Annotated in this window: 17 protein-coding genes and 2 tRNA genes; 10 read left to right on the forward strand and 9 right to left on the reverse strand. The window is 54.9% G+C overall.

All coding sequences use genetic code 11. The features are described 5' to 3' along the window. The first annotated feature begins 224 nt into the window (after window positions 1–224). Together ACWHWP_RS08020 and ACWHWP_RS08025 are read left to right on the forward strand one after the other, a co-directional pair. Entirely contained in the window at window positions 225–977 is a 753-nt protein-coding gene (locus tag ACWHWP_RS08020) for a winged helix-turn-helix domain-containing protein (protein WP_059311123.1), read from the forward strand. Continuing rightward, window positions 974–1,450, forward strand: a complete 477-nt coding sequence (locus tag ACWHWP_RS08025) for a hypothetical protein (protein ID WP_059311122.1) — start codon at window positions 974–976, stop codon at window positions 1,448–1,450. Before ACWHWP_RS08020 ends, ACWHWP_RS08025 begins: the two co-directional genes overlap by 4 nt. A 56-nt stretch (window positions 1,451–1,506) precedes the next feature. On the opposite strand, the gene yccA is transcribed toward ACWHWP_RS08025, so the two are convergent. Continuing rightward, window positions 1,507–2,166, reverse strand: coding sequence for an FtsH protease modulator YccA (gene yccA / locus ACWHWP_RS08030; RefSeq protein WP_023335168.1), 660 nt, complete (start codon window positions 2,164–2,166; stop codon window positions 1,507–1,509). Window positions 2,167–2,435: 269 nt separating this feature from the next. Here yccA and ACWHWP_RS08035 point away from each other — a divergent pair, with 269 nt between their 5' ends. Beyond that, entirely contained in the window at window positions 2,436–4,064 is a 1,629-nt protein-coding gene (locus ACWHWP_RS08035; protein ID WP_447855369.1) for an ABC transporter substrate-binding protein, read from the forward strand. Between the two features lie 130 nt (window positions 4,065–4,194). Continuing rightward, window positions 4,195–4,282 (forward strand) — tRNA-Ser (locus tag ACWHWP_RS08040). 65 nt (window positions 4,283–4,347) lie between these two features. Here ACWHWP_RS08040 and ACWHWP_RS08045 read toward each other — a convergent pair. Then, window positions 4,348–4,749 carry a GNAT family N-acetyltransferase gene (locus ACWHWP_RS08045; protein WP_447855370.1) on the reverse strand — a complete coding sequence of 134 codons (402 nt, stop codon included), beginning with the start codon at window positions 4,747–4,749 and terminating at the stop codon, window positions 4,348–4,350. A 313-nt stretch (window positions 4,750–5,062) separates the two neighbouring features. Here ACWHWP_RS08045 and ACWHWP_RS08050 point away from each other — a divergent pair, with 313 nt between their 5' ends. Both ACWHWP_RS08050 and ACWHWP_RS08055 read left to right on the forward strand, forming a co-directional pair. Beyond that, entirely contained in the window at window positions 5,063–5,320 is a 258-nt protein-coding gene (locus ACWHWP_RS08050; protein WP_447855371.1) for a YjhX family toxin, read from the forward strand. A 9-nt stretch (window positions 5,321–5,329) separates the two neighbouring features. Next, window positions 5,330–6,037, forward strand: a complete 708-nt coding sequence (locus ACWHWP_RS08055; RefSeq protein ID WP_059311118.1) for an SAM-dependent methyltransferase — start codon at window positions 5,330–5,332, stop codon at window positions 6,035–6,037. A 45-nt stretch (window positions 6,038–6,082) separates the two neighbouring features. Here ACWHWP_RS08055 and ACWHWP_RS08060 read toward each other — a convergent pair whose 3' ends face one another. From ACWHWP_RS08060 to ACWHWP_RS08085, 6 genes are all read right to left on the reverse strand, one after another. Further along, window positions 6,083–6,919 carry an alpha/beta fold hydrolase gene (locus ACWHWP_RS08060; RefSeq protein ID WP_059311117.1) on the reverse strand — a complete coding sequence of 279 codons (837 nt, stop codon included), beginning with the start codon at window positions 6,917–6,919 and terminating at the stop codon, window positions 6,083–6,085. A 175-nt stretch (window positions 6,920–7,094) separates the two neighbouring features. Further along, window positions 7,095–8,123 (reverse strand): diguanylate cyclase domain-containing protein, encoded by a 1,029-nt coding sequence (locus ACWHWP_RS08065; protein ID WP_059311116.1) that lies wholly within the window; start codon window positions 8,121–8,123, stop codon window positions 7,095–7,097. Window positions 8,124–8,281: 158 nt separating this feature from the next. Continuing rightward, window positions 8,282–8,500, reverse strand: coding sequence for an acyl carrier protein (locus ACWHWP_RS08070; protein WP_008499867.1), 219 nt, complete (start codon window positions 8,498–8,500; stop codon window positions 8,282–8,284). Window positions 8,501–8,517: 17 nt separating this feature from the next. Beyond that, window positions 8,518–9,951 carry an AMP-binding protein gene (locus ACWHWP_RS08075; RefSeq protein ID WP_447855372.1) on the reverse strand — a complete coding sequence of 478 codons (1,434 nt, stop codon included), beginning with the start codon at window positions 9,949–9,951 and terminating at the stop codon, window positions 8,518–8,520. Beyond that, window positions 9,948–11,066, reverse strand: coding sequence for an MBOAT family O-acyltransferase (locus ACWHWP_RS08080; protein ID WP_447856642.1), 1,119 nt, complete (start codon window positions 11,064–11,066; stop codon window positions 9,948–9,950). The genes ACWHWP_RS08075 and ACWHWP_RS08080 overlap by 4 nt, the downstream gene beginning before the upstream one ends. Window positions 11,067–11,194: 128 nt before the next feature. After that, window positions 11,195–12,331 (reverse strand): D-alanyl-lipoteichoic acid biosynthesis protein DltD, encoded by a 1,137-nt coding sequence (locus ACWHWP_RS08085; RefSeq protein ID WP_447856644.1) that lies wholly within the window; start codon window positions 12,329–12,331, stop codon window positions 11,195–11,197. 278 nt (window positions 12,332–12,609) lie between these two features. Here ACWHWP_RS08085 and ACWHWP_RS08090 point away from each other — a divergent pair. After that, window positions 12,610–12,697: transfer RNA gene (locus ACWHWP_RS08090), tRNA-Ser, on the forward strand. Window positions 12,698–12,772: 75 nt separating this feature from the next. On the opposite strand, the gene ACWHWP_RS08095 is transcribed toward ACWHWP_RS08090, so the two are convergent. Next, window positions 12,773–13,639 carry an AraC family transcriptional regulator gene (locus tag ACWHWP_RS08095; protein ID WP_063431248.1) on the reverse strand — a complete coding sequence of 289 codons (867 nt, stop codon included), beginning with the start codon at window positions 13,637–13,639 and terminating at the stop codon, window positions 12,773–12,775. Window positions 13,640–13,868: 229 nt separating this feature from the next. Between ACWHWP_RS08095 and ACWHWP_RS08100 the strand changes: the two genes are divergently transcribed. From ACWHWP_RS08100 to ACWHWP_RS08110, 3 genes are read left to right on the forward strand one after another with little or no spacing between them, the layout of a single operon-like run. After that, the gene (locus tag ACWHWP_RS08100; protein ID WP_059311111.1) at window positions 13,869–15,707 is read left to right on the forward strand and encodes a DUF2264 domain-containing protein; all 1,839 of its coding nucleotides are present in this window, start codon (window positions 13,869–13,871) and stop codon (window positions 15,705–15,707) included. Beyond that, window positions 15,704–16,984 (forward strand): oligosaccharide MFS transporter, encoded by a 1,281-nt coding sequence (locus tag ACWHWP_RS08105; protein ID WP_059311110.1) that lies wholly within the window; start codon window positions 15,704–15,706, stop codon window positions 16,982–16,984. The genes ACWHWP_RS08100 and ACWHWP_RS08105 overlap by 4 nt, the downstream gene beginning before the upstream one ends. 13 nt (window positions 16,985–16,997) lie before the next feature. Then, window positions 16,998–18,188: a glycoside hydrolase family 88 protein gene (locus tag ACWHWP_RS08110; RefSeq protein WP_059311109.1), complete on the forward strand. Its 1,191-nt coding sequence runs from the start codon at window positions 16,998–17,000 to the stop codon at window positions 18,186–18,188. Window positions 18,189–18,192: the final 4 nt, after the last annotated feature.

Here is an 18,192-nt window from a genome sequence, read left to right on the forward strand (position 1 = left end):
CTTTAACCAGAACAGCAGTTTGTGAAAATTTGTATTAATTAACTCGTTAAATACAGTTTTTTATCCTGATTTTCTGGCATTAAGGTTGTATAGTTAAGCGAAAATACCGCGGCCAGGGATGGGAAGAAAATTCCTTCTGATGAAAAAATAAGCAGTTCAGGAGGCGTTTTTCATGTCGATGTACCAGGGATAAAAAAGCATGCGGTAACAGCCGAGAATAAAAGATGTTTTTTATATGCAATAATTCGTTGTTATTCGATCCTGAAGCACATGCAATAAGTCTTGTTGGACAACCAGAAACTGTATTAACGCTTTCGGCGCCAGCCGTTCGGCTTTTGCAGGAATTTATTAAACACAAAGGACGCGACCTGAGTCGGGAGGAATTGATCGCTCGGGTGTGGGAGGAATTTGGCTTTACGCCATCGGGAAATAACCTTAATAAAGCGGTTAGCGAATTACGTAAAAGCTTCCAGTCACTGGGAGAAGGGCACGAATTTATCGTGACCGTGCCCCGTTACGGGTTTCGTTTTGAGGCCGATGTGATTTTTCAGCCCGGAGAAAATAAATCCACCGCTCCTCATCCCTCGTCCGTACCGCATGAGGTAAAGCCTCGACGCGCGTCCATGAAAAAATGGGCGATTGTGGCCGTATTGATCGTCGCTGCGCTGGGGGCGACCCTCTATTTTAGCCGACAGCAGGAGATTTTCGTTCCGGCGAAACTCAAGCCGGTTAAGGATAAAATCGCGCGTTGCAGCATCTGGATTATTAACGATCACGGAAGACCGCTGGTGTTATCGACGTTAGCGGAGCGGCTGGAGGCCAGTAACGTGGCGTGCGAACGCGAGGAGTACGACATTTATTATTTCAGCGCCCGTTTTTCTCTTTCCGCTGCAGATGAGGTGTTCATTGGCGCCTGTCCGGTCAGCCAATCCAGCCTGTGTAAGACCATACGTTATAAAAGCGGGGCACAAAAATGAAAATAAAACTTCTTTTTGGGCTGGGCGGTGCGCTGGTCGGTGGTGCCCTGGCGCTGTTTTACTATTCCGGCTGTGCGGTTAAAAAGGATGTGCTGGCCTGCGGCACGGAATTTAACTTTACGCGCAATGAGGGAGAAGCCAGTGAAGTGAAGGTCAATGCCGTTGCCCAGTTCTATTTTCATCGCGATGGAACAGGAGTGACCACCTATAAAGGCGCGGCAAGGGCCGGCGGGCAAAATTTGATCGTTGACCGGGATGTGGACTTTACCTGGGAGCAGCGGGACGATGATAAGGTCATTGTGTTGAGCTACACCAAAACCTGGCGGCGGCACAATGACAATACGCCGGATGAACAGTGGGGTAGCTTCGCGTATCCGACCGCACGCTACTACCTGACCATCTCTGAGCTCGCGCCTTCCGTGTGGCTAATACAGGACCGGCGATACCCGACCTATATTTGCCGGGGTGAGTAGGGCATAAAAAAAGGAGAATGCCAGCGGCATTCTCCTTAATGTTTCAGCAGGTCGGCTTAGTCGCGGCTGGCGAAGCCCAGGATGCTCAACAGGCTGACGAAGATGTTGTACAGCGACACGTACAGGCTCACGGTGGCGCGGATATAGTTCGTCTCACCGCCGCGAATGATGTTGCTGGTTTCGAACAGGATCGCGCCGGAAGAAATCAGAATAAACACGGCGCTAATCGCCAGATGCAGGGCCGGCAGCTGCAGGAAGATGTTTGCCACCATACCCACCAGCACCACCACGACACCCGCCATTAGCATACCGCCGAGGAAGGACATGTCCTTACGTGTGGTCAGCACGTAGGCCGAGCAGCAGAAGAACACCAGCGCGGTACCGCCCAGCGCCATACCGATAAGGTCGCCCATTCCGGCAGACAGATACGCGTTCAGCATTGGCCCCAGGATGTAGCCCAGGAAGCCGGTGAAGGCAAACGCAGACAGAATACCGACCGGTTTGTCAGCGGTTTTGTAGGTCAGGAACATCAGACCGTACATGCCCACCAGCGTCAGGATCAGCCCCGGGGATGGCAGCATCAGCACGGTGCTGGCGGTTGCGGTGATCGCTGAAAATGCCAGCGTCAGGCTGAGCATGAAATAGGTATTGCGCAGCACCTTGTGGGTGCTGAGTAGCGATGTGCGGTCGCGCGAAGAAGTAATTATACGATCCATGAGTCACTCTCTTATGACAGATGTAATTAACGGAAAGAATAGGAAACGGCGCGTCAGTCTCAAAGTGGTTTTACCCATCTTTACTCAGCACCTTAGCGCCGGAGGTGGTGGTTTCTTCTGCGAAAGTTCATTTCACCAGGATGAACAGCGGTTTAAAAGTATTTACCAGATCAAGCTCTTATAGGTTACTGAAAAATATTGCGTTATTACCGTTCGGGCGCTAAGAGTTATTTCCGGATCGTCATAAAACAGACAATAAGGCGAAGGAAATGAAACCACAAGCACGCACGCACTTTACGCTCTCTTTACTTACCGCCGGGATCCTGTGCGCCAGCACGGCAGCCTGGGCGGCTAACGTGCCGGCAGGAACCGCGCTGGCCGATAAGCAGGAGCTGGTCAGGAATAACGGCAGTGAACCGGCTTCGCTCGACCCGCACAAAGTCGAAAGCGATGTCGAATTCAATATTATCAGTGATTTATTCGAAGGGCTGGTGAGCGTATCCCCGGCAGGCGAAGTCCAGCCGAGGCTGGCAGAAAAATGGGAGAACAAGGACAACACCGTCTGGACGTTCCATTTGCGCCCGGGCATCACCTGGAGCGACGGCACGGCGATTACCGCAGAAGATGTGGTCTGGAGCTGGCAGCGCCTGATTGACCCGAAAACCGCTTCGCCGTACGCGAGCTATCCGGGCAATATGCATATCGTCAACGCGGCCGATATCGCTCAGGGGAAAAAAGCGCCCGACACGCTGGGCGTAAAAGCGATTAACGACACCACGCTGGAAGTGACGCTCACCCAGCCAAACGCCGCGTTCCTCGCGATGCTGGCGCACCCGTCGCTGGTGCCGGTGGATAAAGTGCTGATTGGTCGTTTCGGCGATAAGTGGACCAAGCCGGAGCATTTCGTCAGCAGTGGGGCGTACAAGCTGTCGCAGTGGGTGGTTAACGAACGCATCGTGGCGGAACGTAACCCGCGCTACTGGGATAACGCGCATACCGTGATTAACAAGGTCACTTATCTGCCCATCACGTCCGAGGCCTCGGACGTGAACCGCTTCAAAGCGGGCGAGATTGATATTGTGTATACGGTGCCGATTAACCAGTTTGCTCAGCTGAAGAAAACCCTGGGCAGCCAGCTGGATGTCTCTCCGCAGCTGGCGACCTATTACTACGAATTCAATACTACCCGGCCGCCGTTCAACGACGCGCGCGTGCGTAAGGCGCTGAACATGGCGCTGGATAAAGACATCATTGCCGGGAAAGTCTTAGGGCAGGGGCAGCGCCCGGCGTGGCTCATCAGCCAGCCGGATATCGGCGGCGTTAAGCTACAGAACCCGGATTACGCCAGCTGGCCGCTGGACAAGCGTATCGCTGAGGCGAAAAAGCTGCTGAACGAGGCCGGGTATAACGCCAGCCATCCTCTGAGCTTCAACCTGCTCTATAACACCTCTGAATCGCACCAGCGTATCGCCATTGCTGCCAGCTCCATGTGGAAGAAAAACCTTGGCGTGGAGGCAAAGCTGCAGAACCAGGAGTGGAAAACCATGCTGGACACCATGCATACCCACAACTTCGATGCGGTGCGCTACGCCTGGATTGCCGATTATGACGACGCGGCGACCTTCCTGAACAACTTCCGCACCGGCGACAGCGAAAATACCAGCCAGTACAGCAACCCGGAATACGACGGGGCGCTGGTGAATGCTGCAAAAGCCAAAACAGCCGAGGAACGGGGTAAGTTCTACCAGCAGGCGGAAGATCTGCTGGGACGCGATGTGCCGGCCATTCCGGTTTATCACTACGTGCGTACGCACCTGGTGAAACCGTGGGTGGGCGGATTTACGCCGGATAAGCTGGGGTACTATTTCACGAAGGACATGTACATTAAAAAGCACTAAGCCTGTGCTGATAAAATCGTCGATGTGTCGTCAGTTCAACCGATTAAACACGTTTTGACTATTTTTACAGCGAACGAATGGTGCGACTCTTTACAGCGCGCGGTGAGGTGTTTATAGTTCGCCTCACTTAGGAAGTGTGGCCGAGCGGTTGAAGGCACCGGTCTTGAAAACCGGCGACCCGAAAGGGTTCCAGAGTTCGAATCTCTGCGCTTCCGCCAGATATAAACCCCAGGTTACTCGTGAACCTGGGGTTTTTCTTTTTGTCCTACCGCGGATTTCCCCTTCACCAGACTCTGGCCATTCCTTCGCTTGCCGGGCGAACGAGCGTAAAACCAAATTTGGCATAAAGCTCGGGCACATCTGCCATTAAACAAACGTACGCCCCTTTACAGGCATGGTCATCCAGCCAGGCAACCAGCGTTTCCATGATCGCTCTGCCGAGCCCTTTCCCCTGATGAAGGGGATCGACGGCGACGTCGACAATATCGAAATTCAACGCACCGTCCCCCACGATTCGCCCCATACCCACCGGTTTACCCTCACACAGAATATGCATGCCATAACAGCTGCCGGGCAGCGCTTTTCGGGCCGCCTCCAGCGGGCGAGGGCTAAGACCCGAGATTTCGCGCAGGCGGCAAAAGTCCTCCGCAGCGGGGACGGTTTCAATCACGGTATAGTCAGGCATTAACAAGCTCCAGTCAGCGTTCAGTAAGATGCCCCAGTCTGGCAGTAAAAGGGACTAATGACGATTTCACGGACCGATCCAGATCACACTTTTAACCTCCCGCTATTCCCCTGTAAAAACCAGGCGTTATCATTCACCTCGTAAATACCTATTTATCTCTTACCGAGGCTTTGATGCTGGAGAATGTTTTCATCAGATAATCAGTTTCCCGCCCTCTTCAGGACGGACTGGTTATCGCTGCGCTTAAACCTTACGCACGCACCTTTGGGTGTGGGCTCGTTTTTACGCATGATGATTACACAGGTTTTCCAGTATGAATTTATCCCGTCAGGAACAACGTACCTTACACGTTCTCGCCAAAGGTGGACGTATTGTGCACGTCCGCGACAGTTCTGGCCGCATCACGTCCGTTGAGTGCTATACCCGAGAAGGGGTGGTGCTGAGCGACTGCACGCTTAACGTCTTCAAAAAACTCCGTACTAAAAAGCTGATCCGATCCGTGAACGGGCAGCCTTACCGCATCAACACCACCGGGCTGAACAACGTTCGCGCCCAGCTGGATAATCGCTAAGGAGCAGTGATGAATACACCTTACACAGATAGCTATGACCGCGCTTTTTTGCTCGACACCATGATGGGCCCAAACGCCATGCGGCTTACCGAGGAGCTGGTTGCTCAACTGCAAATTACTCCCGGGATGCGCATTCTCGATCTCGGCTGCGGGAAAGGGATCTCTTCTATCCTGCTCGCCGAAAAATATGACGCCACGGTGTTTGCCGCCGATCTGTGGATTACGCCGGGTGAAAATGCGGCGCGCTTCAGTGAACGGGGTCTGGACGGGAAAATCTTTCCGCTTCTGGTTGATGCCACAAAAGCGATCCCTTTTGCGCATGACTACTTTGACCTGATCGTCAGCGTGGATGCTTATCAATACTTTGGCAACAATGACGCCATGCTGGGCACGCTGCTACCTTTCCTGAAACCCGGAGGACATATTGCGGTTGCCGTTCCCGGGTTTATCGGAGAGTACAGCGAAACGCATCTCCCGGAGGTGGTTAAACCTTTCTGGACCCCCGAGTGGTATTTCTATCCGCTCTGCTGGTGGAAAGCGCTGTGGGAAAAAGAGCCCGGTGCGATTCTGACCACCGTGCGGGAAATGGACACCTGCCAGCAGGCGTGGGATGAGTTTATGCAATGCGAGATAGCCCAGGAGATGATGGTGCCCATTATGGACGCGGGCGCCGGGGCCTATTTCAACATGATCCAACTGGTTGCGCAGAAGCGTTAAGAGGTAATAAACAACGCCACCCCAGGGTGGCGTTGAACGTAACGTCTATGAGCGGATAAAGGCCAGAATGTCGGCGTTAATGGTATCCGCATGGGTGGTATGCATCCCGTGTGGGAAGCCCGGATAAATTTTCAGTACGCTGTTCGCCAGCAGTTTGTCCTGCAGAAGGGCGGCGTTCTTATACGGCACGACCTGATCGTCGTCGCCCTGCATCACCAGAACGGGAATCGTGATGGTTTTCAAATCTTCAGTCTGGTCGGTTTCTGAAAACGCCTTGATCCCCTCATAGTGGGCCTTGGCGCTGCCGATCATTCCCTGACGCCACCAGTTCTGGATCGTACCCTGCGAAACGTCTGCCCCATCCCGATTAAACCCGTAGAAAGGACCGCTGGCGACGTCGAGGTAAAACTGGGCGCGGTTAGCCGCCAGCGCTTTGCGGAAGCCGTCGAAAACCTCGACGGGCGTTCCGCCGGGGTTAGCGTCCGTTTTTACCATCAGAGGCGGGACGGAACTCACGAGCACCGCTTTGGCGACGCGCCCCTGCGGCTGGCCGTACCTGGCTACGTAGCGGGCGACCTGGCCGCCGCCGGTGGAGTGGCCGACGTGCACCGCATTGCGTAAGTCCAGGCTTTCAACAACGGCCGACGCATCGGACGCATAGTGATCCATATCATGCCCTTCGCTCACCTGATCCGAACGTCCATGACCGCGGCGATCGATAGCGATAACGCGATAGCCTTCCGCAAGGAAGAAGAGCATCTGGTTATCCCAGTCATCGGCACTCAGCGGCCAGCCGTGGTGGAAGACAATAGGCTGAGCCTCTTTAGGGCCCCAGTCTTTGTAGTAAATGTTGACGCCGTCTTTCGTTGTTACGAATGCCATACCGCAGACTCCTCTGTTAAAGACAAAACGATCGCCGGCTGACCGCGCAGCGAATCATTAATGCCTTAATTAAGTTGACTTTTTTCTATTTCCCGTACCGACAGTACCCCTAAAGTGTAGGTGAAATAGTTAAAGCGGTTGGTTTCATTTTGGTTAAAGGCATTCCTCAACCCCGTCAGCGTTCCCCCGGCGATGACCGCTTACGCGTATACATCGCCTTGTCAGCGCTATTGAGCAACGTATCGGCATCGGCAGCGTCATGAGGAAAGCGTGCGATGCCGATACTGCCGGAGATGGCAATCACAAGCTCGTTAATCAAAAATGACTGTGCCAGTGCAGCGCTGACCTTTTCCGCCGTTTGCAGGGGTAATGGATCGCTGGTCGTTAAATCGGGGAGCAGGGCGACAAACTCATCGCCGCCGAGGCGGGCAACCGTGTCGCCTTCGCGCAGTACGCTTTGCAGACGAAATGCGACGAGCCGCAGCAATTCATCACCGACGGCATGGCCGTGGAGATCGTTCACCGGTTTAAACCGGTCGAGGTCGATAAACAGCAGCGCCACTTCCCGGTCGCTAGCGATAGCCTGTGTGATGGCCTGCTCAAGACGGTTAACGAATAATCTCCGGTTCGGTAACCCGGTCAGGGCATCAAAGTTGGCGTGCAGCCAGGCGATATGTTCACGCTGTTTGCGATCGGTAATATCGCGGATGAATGCCGAAAAGATTTGCTTACCCGCTTGCTGGTGCGGCCATATCGACAGCTCAATAGGGAACTCGCCCTTGGTGCGATGTAGCGCAGCGATCTCGATAGTGCGGTTGAGAATATTCGACGGCTGGGCGGCCTTAAAGCGCATCAGGCCGCGCGCGTGCTGCTCGCGAAATTCCTCGGGCACGATCATATCGCCAAGACTGTTGCCTGTCGCTTCTTCGGCTGACCAGCCGAACATGCGTTCTGCTGCCTGGTTCCAGTTCACGACGATCCCAGCGTGATCGATGGTGATCACCGCGTCCTGTGCGGTCTCAACCAGCTGGCGATGGTACTCTTCACTCTCTTCCAGCGCCTGCTTCATCGACTCTATCTGGCTGATGCTTTCCTGCAGTTCGCGGTGTATTTCCGCCAGCGAAAGGGAGAAGAAGCGGATCCGCTCTTCAACGGACATATTTTTCATTTCTGAATAGAGGTCGCTGGCGGTACGTGGCGGCATAATGAATTCCTGACAAAAGGGTTAAGCACCTGTCAATTATGGTGCTTTAGATAACTTTTTGTACCCGGATTATGGCTGGACAACGGCAGGAGGCTTGCAGGTAATTTGGGCAATAGATATGAAACGGGCTCTGGAGCATACCTCCAGAGCCTGCCGGGTTAGCGGTTTTCTTCGATATAGCGGGCCAGGTCCGCCGGGGTTTTCAGCACCGTCGCCACGTCGGTTGGTGGGATCATACAGCCATAAACGTCCTGCACTTCCAGCACCATATCGACTGCCAGGATGGAGTCGAGAATATCGGATTCAATCAGTTCATCGTGAAAGCCCACCTTACGGGATAACACTTTTTCGAACAGGGCGAGAATTTCTTGTTCCATAATTTTTCCTGGGGTCATTAATTTGTGCGGGCGTAAGCGTCCAGCAGCTTGCGGTCAATTTTGCCGTTAGGATTCAGCGGCAAAGCGTCTTTTACGATAATTTGTGAAGGCACCATGTAGTGCGGAACCACCTTCGACAGCGAGGTTTTAATCGCATCCGGTGGCAGCTCCGTCACGCAAAACGCGGCAATGCGCAGCACGCTGCCGCAGGATTTCATCAGCGGCAGAACCACCGCTTCGCTGATGCCGGACATGGCCAGCAGGCGGTTTTCAATCTCGTTGATTTCAATACGGTAGCCATTCAGCTTGACCTGACTATCGTTGCGCCCCTGGCAATAGATGAGCCCTGCGTCATACCCCAGGTCGCCGGTCCGGTAGCCGCGAAACGCTTCATTTTCCCGACGGAGTAATTTTTCCGCTTTCTCCTGCGGCAGGCCGAGGTAGCCGCGCATGACGTTTTTACCCCAGATAATCAGCTCGCCCTCGGGAGAAATTTCCATTTTGCTTTCGGGCATCATGACCCCCACCGGCAGCACGGCGCTGTCGCTGTTGAGGATCTCATCCGTTATCTCAACCACGGTTGTCGCGACAGTCGCTTCCGTTGGGCCATAGGAGTTAATGATTTTGGCCTGTGGGAAACGGCGGCGTAACTGTTTAACCAGCGCCTTATTGAGCACTTCACCAATGAAGATAAAGACGTTGAGCGCAGGCAAATACTCACTGTTGAACTGCGGGGAAAGCAGCTGCTGGTAAGCAAAAGAGGGGGTAGAAACCCAGGCGGAGACCGCGTTGGCCTTCAGTCGCGCCAGCCAGTTCTCTTTATGAATATCCTCTTTGGCGTTCAGCACGATGTGTCCACCCATCGCCAGGTTCGCCAGTAAAGGGATAAGGGAAAGATCAAAACTGAACACCGCGTGGTTCATCAGCACCGGTTTTTCCGGCAGTGAAAAGTCCCGGCTGACCCATTTCATAAAGTGCCAAACGCTTTCACGCCCAATCTGCACGCCTTTAGGCTTGCCGGTGCTGCCTGAGGTAAACATGATGTAGGCCAGATCCTGCTCCTCAAGCACCTTGCCCGCTTCGCCGGTGGCGATGAACTGCCGGGTCGCGACGTCGTAATAGTAAGGGGCACTGGCCAGATGGCAGATCTCGCGAAGGCGCTCCTGCGGGTAAATGCAGTCCACCGGGATGTATGGAATGTTGTGCAGCAGACAGCTATAAATCGCCACGGCGAACTCGGCCTGCTGGTGTCCATACAATACAACCGGCGTACCTGCAGCAGGCTGGCAACGCCGATAGCGCTGCGCCCAGTCCGTCACGGCAGCAGAAAGCTGTAGCCAGCTTAAGGCGTCGTCGCTGCCGCTGATGGCCAACTGCTGCGGGCAGGCCGGGTCGCATAATGCCGCACGCAAGAAATCCTGCAGTTCCTGAAGATCGGAGTGATTTTTCATAGAGGTGACATTCCACTGAAGATGTAAAGGGAGCCCGCGGCGCTTCCCAGCGTCAGAATTCGCCCCAAAAATGCGACAGCCGGATACTGCAATCCACGGTGTAACGTCGGGCTGCGTTTGGCTGACCACAGCAGCATGTTATGCGCGACGGAAATCGCGCCGAACAGCGCGCCGCTGATGACGTAATGGCGCTCCAGGCCATTCCACGCGCCCATGCAGAACAGGGTGCAAAAAATACCGATATTTTGCGCCAGCGTTTTGTTCTGGCGGAAAAAGTTGAACTTCATCAGGTTCATGTACACCGGCATAAAGACCACATCGCGCAGCCATTCAGACAGGCTGATGTGGAAGCGGCGCCAGAAATCCTGCGGGTTCTTTGCCAGAAGCGGCATATTGAAGTTTGCCGGAATGTTCAGGCCGAATAAGCGGCCTGCACCGATGGCCATATTGCTGTAACCCGCAAAATCAAAGTAGAGGTAGGCGCTATAGGCAATCGACATCACCACGCCGACGGTCAGCGTAAACGGCTTGTGGCTCCACGGTTGCACAACGAACGTATCGACAAGCATGGCAAACAGGAACTTCTGGATAATGCCGGTAACGATCTGCTCTAGCGCCACCAAAAACTGCTCGCGGTTAAGAGAAAATACGGGCTTGCTGACGTCGCTCATCCATGTCCGCCAGCGGTACATGGGACCGGCCAGGATAATAAAGGGCATAAACAGATAGCAGAAATAGTGCAGGAAATTCTGCCCCTCTTTTTTACTGCGATAGAGCAATACGTCCACCGCGCGGAACGTCATAAATGAGAGGCCGATCATTCCCCAGTGGTTATTTAAATGCAGCTTCACTAAAAATAAGGGCAGCAGCGTTAAAATGATTGCCTGCCAGGTTTTTAACCAGCCTTTCTCTTTAAAGGTCGCGAGCATATAAAAGGTGATAAAAACGGCCGCGGGGACAATATAGTCCCCCTGAAATATATAGCCCCAGCCGACCGCCGTGAGTACCGACAGCGCTGACAGTCCGGTCAGGCGATGGCGCAATACGCGATTAACCAGCGCAAACGCCAGAGCGGATGAAAATAAATAGACAAAAAACATGCCTGAGCTGTACATCATTCGGCCTCAGAACTTTTGATATTCAAAATGCAGCTGCATGCTCATGCTGACATCGACAGAGGTCCACGCGACGATGGTGATCGCCAGCAGGAGATAAAGGAAAAAAAGACGGATCGCAATTTTCATTATTTAAAGCTCTGTGCAATAAAGCGAATCATAGGAACCCAGGCCAGTTCGGAAGGGTGCAGACGATCCCAGTTCCAGCCATTCTGATAAGGCATTGCGTACATATCTAAATAAGGGATCTGGCTCTCTTCCAGAATGGTTTTAATTTGCTTATCCACCGGGCGGAAGGTATCGGTATTGTAAAGCGCCCAGGGGTTGACCGGGTCGACGATAGCAATGACCTGTACGTGACGATCTTTCAGCAGCTGGACGGTTTTCCGGAACGCGGCGATTTGCGCAGGTACCACCGGCGTGTCATCCCACTGCTGCGGCTTACCGTCCTCTTCGTAAATCGTTTTGTCCATCCACAGGGTGGCCGCGCTCTGCTGGCGTTTTTTATTTAACGCGCGCGCGTTCGCCAGCTCTTTATCCCAGTCAGGCGCAATGTGGGCTGTTGGCTGCTGCGGCCACGGCCGTACCGCCTCGGGCGTCACGTGGAGCAGGGCCAGCCAGTCGTTTTTGATCAGGGTGCAGACGTTGGCAAACTGGAAACTCAGTTCGTCCCACATCAGACCGGGGTGCCAGCCAAAGACGCGCATTTGACCAAAGGTTAAATGGCTAATCTCTTTCGCATCAATATGTTTTAAATAATTAACCAGTAACGGGCGCGCCTGCGGATCCTTCATTAGAGGATTAAACACAGAGCCCGGGAAATTATCTGCATAGATAGCAGGGGGGAGACCTTTTGAATAAAAACTGTCGGGCGCCAGAAGTAAAACAACTTTACTGTTTGCGGTAAGGCTATTTTTAAAACGTGAGAACAGTAAAAATTGCGTTTCGTCATCAACAAACGCATCGCCATAAGCCACAACGGGTTTATGCAATTGCTCATTAAAGTAATTATAGACTGCGTAATGTTCATCTTCTGAGGTCGCAACCTCGGAGGCGCCAATAAAGAAAATAGCATTCCCTTCCAGGGCATGAGAAATGGTAGCAATTTTTTCCGCCTGTTCTTTAGGCGTGCCCGCCATTGATTTAATCAGCGGCTGGAAGGTGAGCGGCGGGTTGAAGCTCGACACTAACGGATGAACACAGAGAAACAATATGGCCAGGGTCGCCATCAGGATATGTAAGCAAAGCGTATTTTTGATTTTCATCATCAACCAGTAAGACTACATGGCAGTAATTTCTACAATCTGTGGGTAATCAGGTTTATAACAATTACACAACAAATGGCCGTTTATTTTTTTGGGCATTCTATACCAGAGCGATTTAAAAGGATGAGCGTTGCTGTGTTACGGTATGTACAAGAGTCAGATGCGCGGGCCGGGGAAGCGACCGGGTGACTTTTTGCGCAGTCAAACGCCTGTGGGTTAAAATAGAAAAATTCCTGCTTTACAAGGCGCTAATAGATGTTTATAGTGCGCCTCACTTTGGAAGCGTGGCCGAGCGGTTGAAGGCACCGGTCTTGAAAACCGGCGACCCGAAAGGGTTCTAGAGTTCGAATCTCTACGCTTCCGCCAAATTCGAAACCCAGGTCGTTATACGACCTGGGTTTTTTTATGCGCAGAAAACCCCTTTCGATCTGTTAATGACGTTCAAATACGGGAAAAGGACGTTCTGACGCTGAGGTGACTTCGCCGATACTGCAGCGGCGTCTGGCGCATCATCTTTTTAAAGCAGGTAATGAAATAGGTTACCTCGCTAAACCCGACGGCCAGCGCAATGGCGTCAATACTCTCATCGCTGTACCGCAAGAGATCGCAGCTGCTTTTTATCCGCCGGGTCAGCAAATATTCGTGGATGCTACCGCCGGTCTGCTGGCGGAAAATTCGTGAGGTATAGCTGCGCGAAAGCCCCAGGTCGTGGGCTAGCTGGTCGAGCGAAAACTTGCTGGCATAGTGGGCTTCGACCCAGCTCATAATCCGCGAGGCGACGGTCTGCTGGCGCGGCGGGTAGGGCTGCGGCTGCTCGGGCAGAAACGTCATGAGCTGCATCACCAGAAATGCCACCTCGCAGGCTACGGTCTGTTCGTTGCCCTCCAGGCGCTGAAACTGTTCAAGGATCCTCTCGATAAACGCCGCGTGCTCGCTGAGATCGTAGATTTGCGCCGGCAGATTGCTGGCGGCCAGCGCGGCGAACCGGGCCTGATGGCGCGGGAAGGCGCTGAGCGCACTTTCGACGACCGATTGCTCAATGTGCATGGTGGTGCGGTGATAGGGGTTTTTATCGCTATGATCGACCTGCACTTTGTGCAAACGGAAGGGCGGGAAGATAAATAATCGCCCCGGACGGGCGGTGTAGTGCTGATTATCCACCACCACGATGCCGTAGCCGCTGGAAATATAGAGCAATTCAACGCATTGATGCCAGTGGTAGTAAATCGCGCTGGTGGTATACATGCGGTTAAAAGAAATGGCCTGTCGATCGAGCGTAATGCGTTCCAGCAGCTGCGTTTCACCCATTTTGCCTCCAGGACAACAGATTTAAATTTTTAGGCCATCATTTGTAATTTATCCCCCTCCCCATCGACAAAATCCAGAGAAAATGAAATGGCGGTTTAATTTTGTGAGTCTGCTCACTCAGCGCCGGGAATAAAAGCAGTTACTCTTCATTCAGACGTCGCACGCGTGGCTTTAAAAAAGCCTAATAACAATAACTTATCTCTACCCTCGTGTAATGCGGGAGGACCCTGTGCAACCTGAAAACATTAAGCTTGATAACCCACTGAAAAGCCGGGAAGAGGTGCAACGGCTGGTCAACGACATGCTGAACGCGGTGGCGCCTTATTTTAAAAATGACGCCAGCCGCATTGATTTAGCGAACTTTACCGCTCACTACGGCCAGCAGGTCGCGAGTATGGAAACCTTTTCCCGCCTGCTGTGGGGCGTGACGCCGCTGTTGGCCGGCGGCAGTGAGCCGCAACGCTTCACTTTCTACTTACAGGCGATAAAAAACGGCACTAATCCGCAGCACGCCGATTACTGGGGTGACGTCGCGCCCTACGATCAGCGAATCGTCGAGATGGCGGCCTACGGGCTGCTGCTGGCGCTGGCGGGCGAAACCGTACTGGCACACTTCACTGAGGCGGAAAAAGCGAATTTATGGCGCTGGCTAAAGCAGTGCGAGACCCAGGAGATCCCCGATAACAACTGGCACTTCTTTCCGATTCTGGTTCAGGTCGGCTTCCATTATTGCGGCATGCCCACCAACCAACAGGCGCTGGAAGACCATTTTGCTGCCATGGAGCACTACTATCTTGGCGACGGCTGGTATTCCGATGGCCCGGGCCGGCCGCGCGACTATTACATCTCGATGGGCTTCCATTTCTATGGCCTGATTTACGCGAAGCTCATGGTCGATGTCGATCCAACGCGTTGCGCAACGCTGCGTCACCGGGCCGCGCGTTTCTCCTCTGACTTCATCCATTTCTTTGCCGAAGACGGCGCGGCGATCCCGTTTGGCCGTAGCCTGACCTACCGCTTTGCCGAAGCTGCGTTCTGGAGCGCGGCGGCCTTCGCCGGGCTGGAGGTCTTTTCTCCCGGCGTGATCAAGGGCATCGTTTTGCGCCATCTGCGCTGGTGGCTGAAGCAGCCGATATTCGACCGCGACGGCGTGCTGAGCGTTGGCTACAGCTACCCCAATCTGGCGATGGCGGAAGACTACAACGCGCCGGGTTCGCCGTACTGGGGCCTGAAGACCCTGCTGGTGCTGGCATTAGATGAGGGTGATGCCTTCTGGCAGGCGGCTGAGCTGCCGCTGCCACCGCTGCCCGCGCAGCACACGATAGCCCACGCGGATCAGGTGGTGGTGCATCAGGCCGATCACCTGTGGATGCTGACTTCCGGCCAGCTGGAGCTGAACAACTTTGTGAATACCGAAGCGAAATACTGCAAGTTTGCCTATTCCACCCGCTTTGGCTTCACCATTGAACGCGGGCGCTACGGCCTGAACCATGCTGCGCCCGATTCGATGCTGCTGCTGGCCGAAAAGGACAACTACTGGCGCGGCCGCCGCGAATGCCAGCGCGTGGTCACCGCTGACGGCACCATTTACAGCCGCTGGCTGCCGTGGCGTGACGTGGTGATTGATAGCTGGCTGCTGGCGCTGGGCGACTGGCAGCTGCGCGTCCATCGCATCAATACCCGGCGCGCGCTGGACTGCGCGGAGGGGGGCTTTAGCCTGGCAAACCGCCCGCAGCCGCAGGCACACGAGAGTGACGGCGCCTGCTGGTTACGCAGTGCTCAGGACGTCTCGGCCATCTTCTGTTTACATCCGCACGCCCGCCGCGGCGAGACGGTGTTGACGCCGCCAAACAGTAATCTGCTGTTCGCCGATCGCGCAGCGGTGCCGCTGTTGCGCGGCGAGCTCGACCCCGGCACGCATTTGCTGATAAGCGCGGTGTGGGCGGGAAACGCCGCCGACTTCGATCCGCAATGCTGCCCGCAGGCCTTCAGGAGCGATGACGCGGTACGCTTCGTGACGGCGCGACAGGAAACGACGCTCGTTCTGGCCCCGGAGGCATCCCTATGAGCACATCATCGTCCGTACGCGCCGCGCAGTACAAAATGAGTACCTTTATTTTTCTTTACTTCTTCACCTGGTCATCCAGCTTTGGCCTGTACGCCCTGTGGCTGAGCCAGAAAGTGGGGCTCGACAGCGTCACCATCGGCAGCGTGTTCGCCATCAACGGCGTCTTCGCGGTGGTCCTGAAGCCGGTGTACGGCTACATCATGGACAAAATCGGCATGAGCAAGTGGCTGCTCTATTTTGTCTGCGCCATTTCTGCGCTGATGGCGCCGTTCTTCGCGCTGGTGTACCAGCCGCTGCTGCAAAGCCATGCGATGGCGGGGATTATCATCGGCGCGCTGTATCTGAGCCTGGGCTGGTACGCCGGCGTGGCGGCGTCTGAATCCTACGCCGACCGCTTTAGCCGCCTGTACGGGCTGGAGTTTGGCCGCATCAGAATGTGGGGTTCGCTGGGCTGGGCGATGGCGGCCTCGGTCTCCGGGCTGTTGTTTAACTTCACGCCGCTGGCCAACTTTCTGCTCAGCAGCGGTACCTCGGTGCTGATGCTGCTGGTGCTGATGAGCCTCAAAATCGGCGACGAGCAGCTGCGCAATAACAGCGTTATTTCCGCCAATAAGATCGTCTTTGCCGATGTGCTGATGCTGCTGAAAAACCGCAAATTCTGGATGTTCAGCCTCTACGTCGCCGGGGTGGCGTGGATGATGTTTATCGCCGAACAGCAGTTCCCGCGCTACTTCGTGTCGTTCTTCGCCACCAAAGAGCAGGGGAATGCCTGGTACGGCTACCTGAGCACCGTCCAGTCGGGGATGGAGTTCGTGATGATGATGTTTATCCCGTGGCTGGTGAACCACTACGGCGCCAAGCGGGGCCTGCTGTTCTGTGGCTGCGTGGTAGGGGCAAGGCTGATCGCCTCCGGACTGACCAGCGACCCGATTGTTATCTCCATCATCAAACCGTTTTATGGCGTCGAGATCGCGCTGCTGCTGATTTCGGTCTTCAAATACATCGCCGAACATTTCCATCGTCGGGTTAATGCCACGATGTACCTGCTGGGCTACCAGGCGATGATTTACGTTGGCTCAATTGTGGTCGCTCCGCCAGCCGGCTACCTGTACGACAGGATAGGCTTTGAGCATACCTATCTGCTGATGGGCTGCTGCGCCCTGATATTTACGCTGATTTCCGCCTTTACGCTGTCGCGCTGCCAGTCGACGCGCGATGTTTCACGACCCTTTGCTCCGGCTTTAGATACCGCCCCGGTTGAACCGGCCAAACATTAATTCAGGAGTTGTTATGACCAAATCTGTTATCACCGAAGCGCTGCGGCCGATCGAACTGCATCAGGTCGATCGCCTGGCGCTGAGCCAGAAGCTGGAGGCGGCGCTGACCCGCGTAACGCGCAAGCTCGACAACAATATTGTCGCCTTCGGCGATAAGTTCCCCGGCGAAGCCTGCGAGAAGGGCGTTTGGCCGCGCACCGATAACGTGGAGTGGACCACCAGCTTTTGGCCTGGCCAGCTGTGGCTGGCGTGGGAGATGACCGGCAAAGCGCACTATCGCGAAGCCGCCGAGCGCTATTTACCGTCGTTCGCCCGGCGCATTGAGCAGCGTATCGACACCGCAACGCACGATCTCGGGTTCCTCTATTCGCTCTCCTGTATCAGCGCCTGGCGGCTCACCGGCAACGAAGCCGCTCGCCGGTCGGCGCTGCTGGCTGCCGATCGCCTGATGGAGCGCTTTAACCCGACGGCCAACATTATTCAGGCGTGGGGTGACTTAAACGACCCGGAGCAGCAGGGGCGAATGATCATCGACTGCAATATGAACCTGCCGCTGCTGTACTGGGCCAGCGAACAGACCGGGGATCCGCGCTATGCGCAGGCGGCGACGGCTCACGCCGGGCAGGCAGCGAACTATATCGTGCGTGAGGATGCCTCGACGTACCACACCTGGTATATGGACGTGCAGACGGGCGAGCCGCGCTTTGGCAACACCCATCAGGGCTACAGCGATTCCTCGTGCTGGTCGCGCGGTCAGGCGTGGGGCATTTACGGCTTCCTGCTCAGCTATCAGCACACCGGCGATAAGCAGATGGTTGAGCTGTCGCGCAGCCTGGCGCATTACTTCCTCAACCGCCTGCCGGAAGATGACGTCTGCCACTGGGATCTGGCCCTGCTCGGTACCGACGCCGTGCGCGACAGTTCAGCGGCGGCGATTGCCGCCTGCGGCCTGCTGGAGCTGGTCAAGGCGCTGCCGACGCTCGACGTAAACCGCGCGTATTATGAGGAGATGGCGCTGCGTATTGCGCAGTCGCTGACCGATAACTACCTTGCTTACGACGACGATCCGACCGAAGGGCTGCTGCAGCACTCGGTTTACCATATGGGCAGCGGTAAGGGCGTCGATCAGTGCTGTAGCTGGGGGGACTATTTCTATCTGGAGCTGCTGGCGCGGCTGCGACAGATTTGGCACCCGTACTGGTAACCCC

The sequence above is a fragment of the Enterobacter sp. WI-ESBL-E8 genome, from assembly GCF_053364895.1.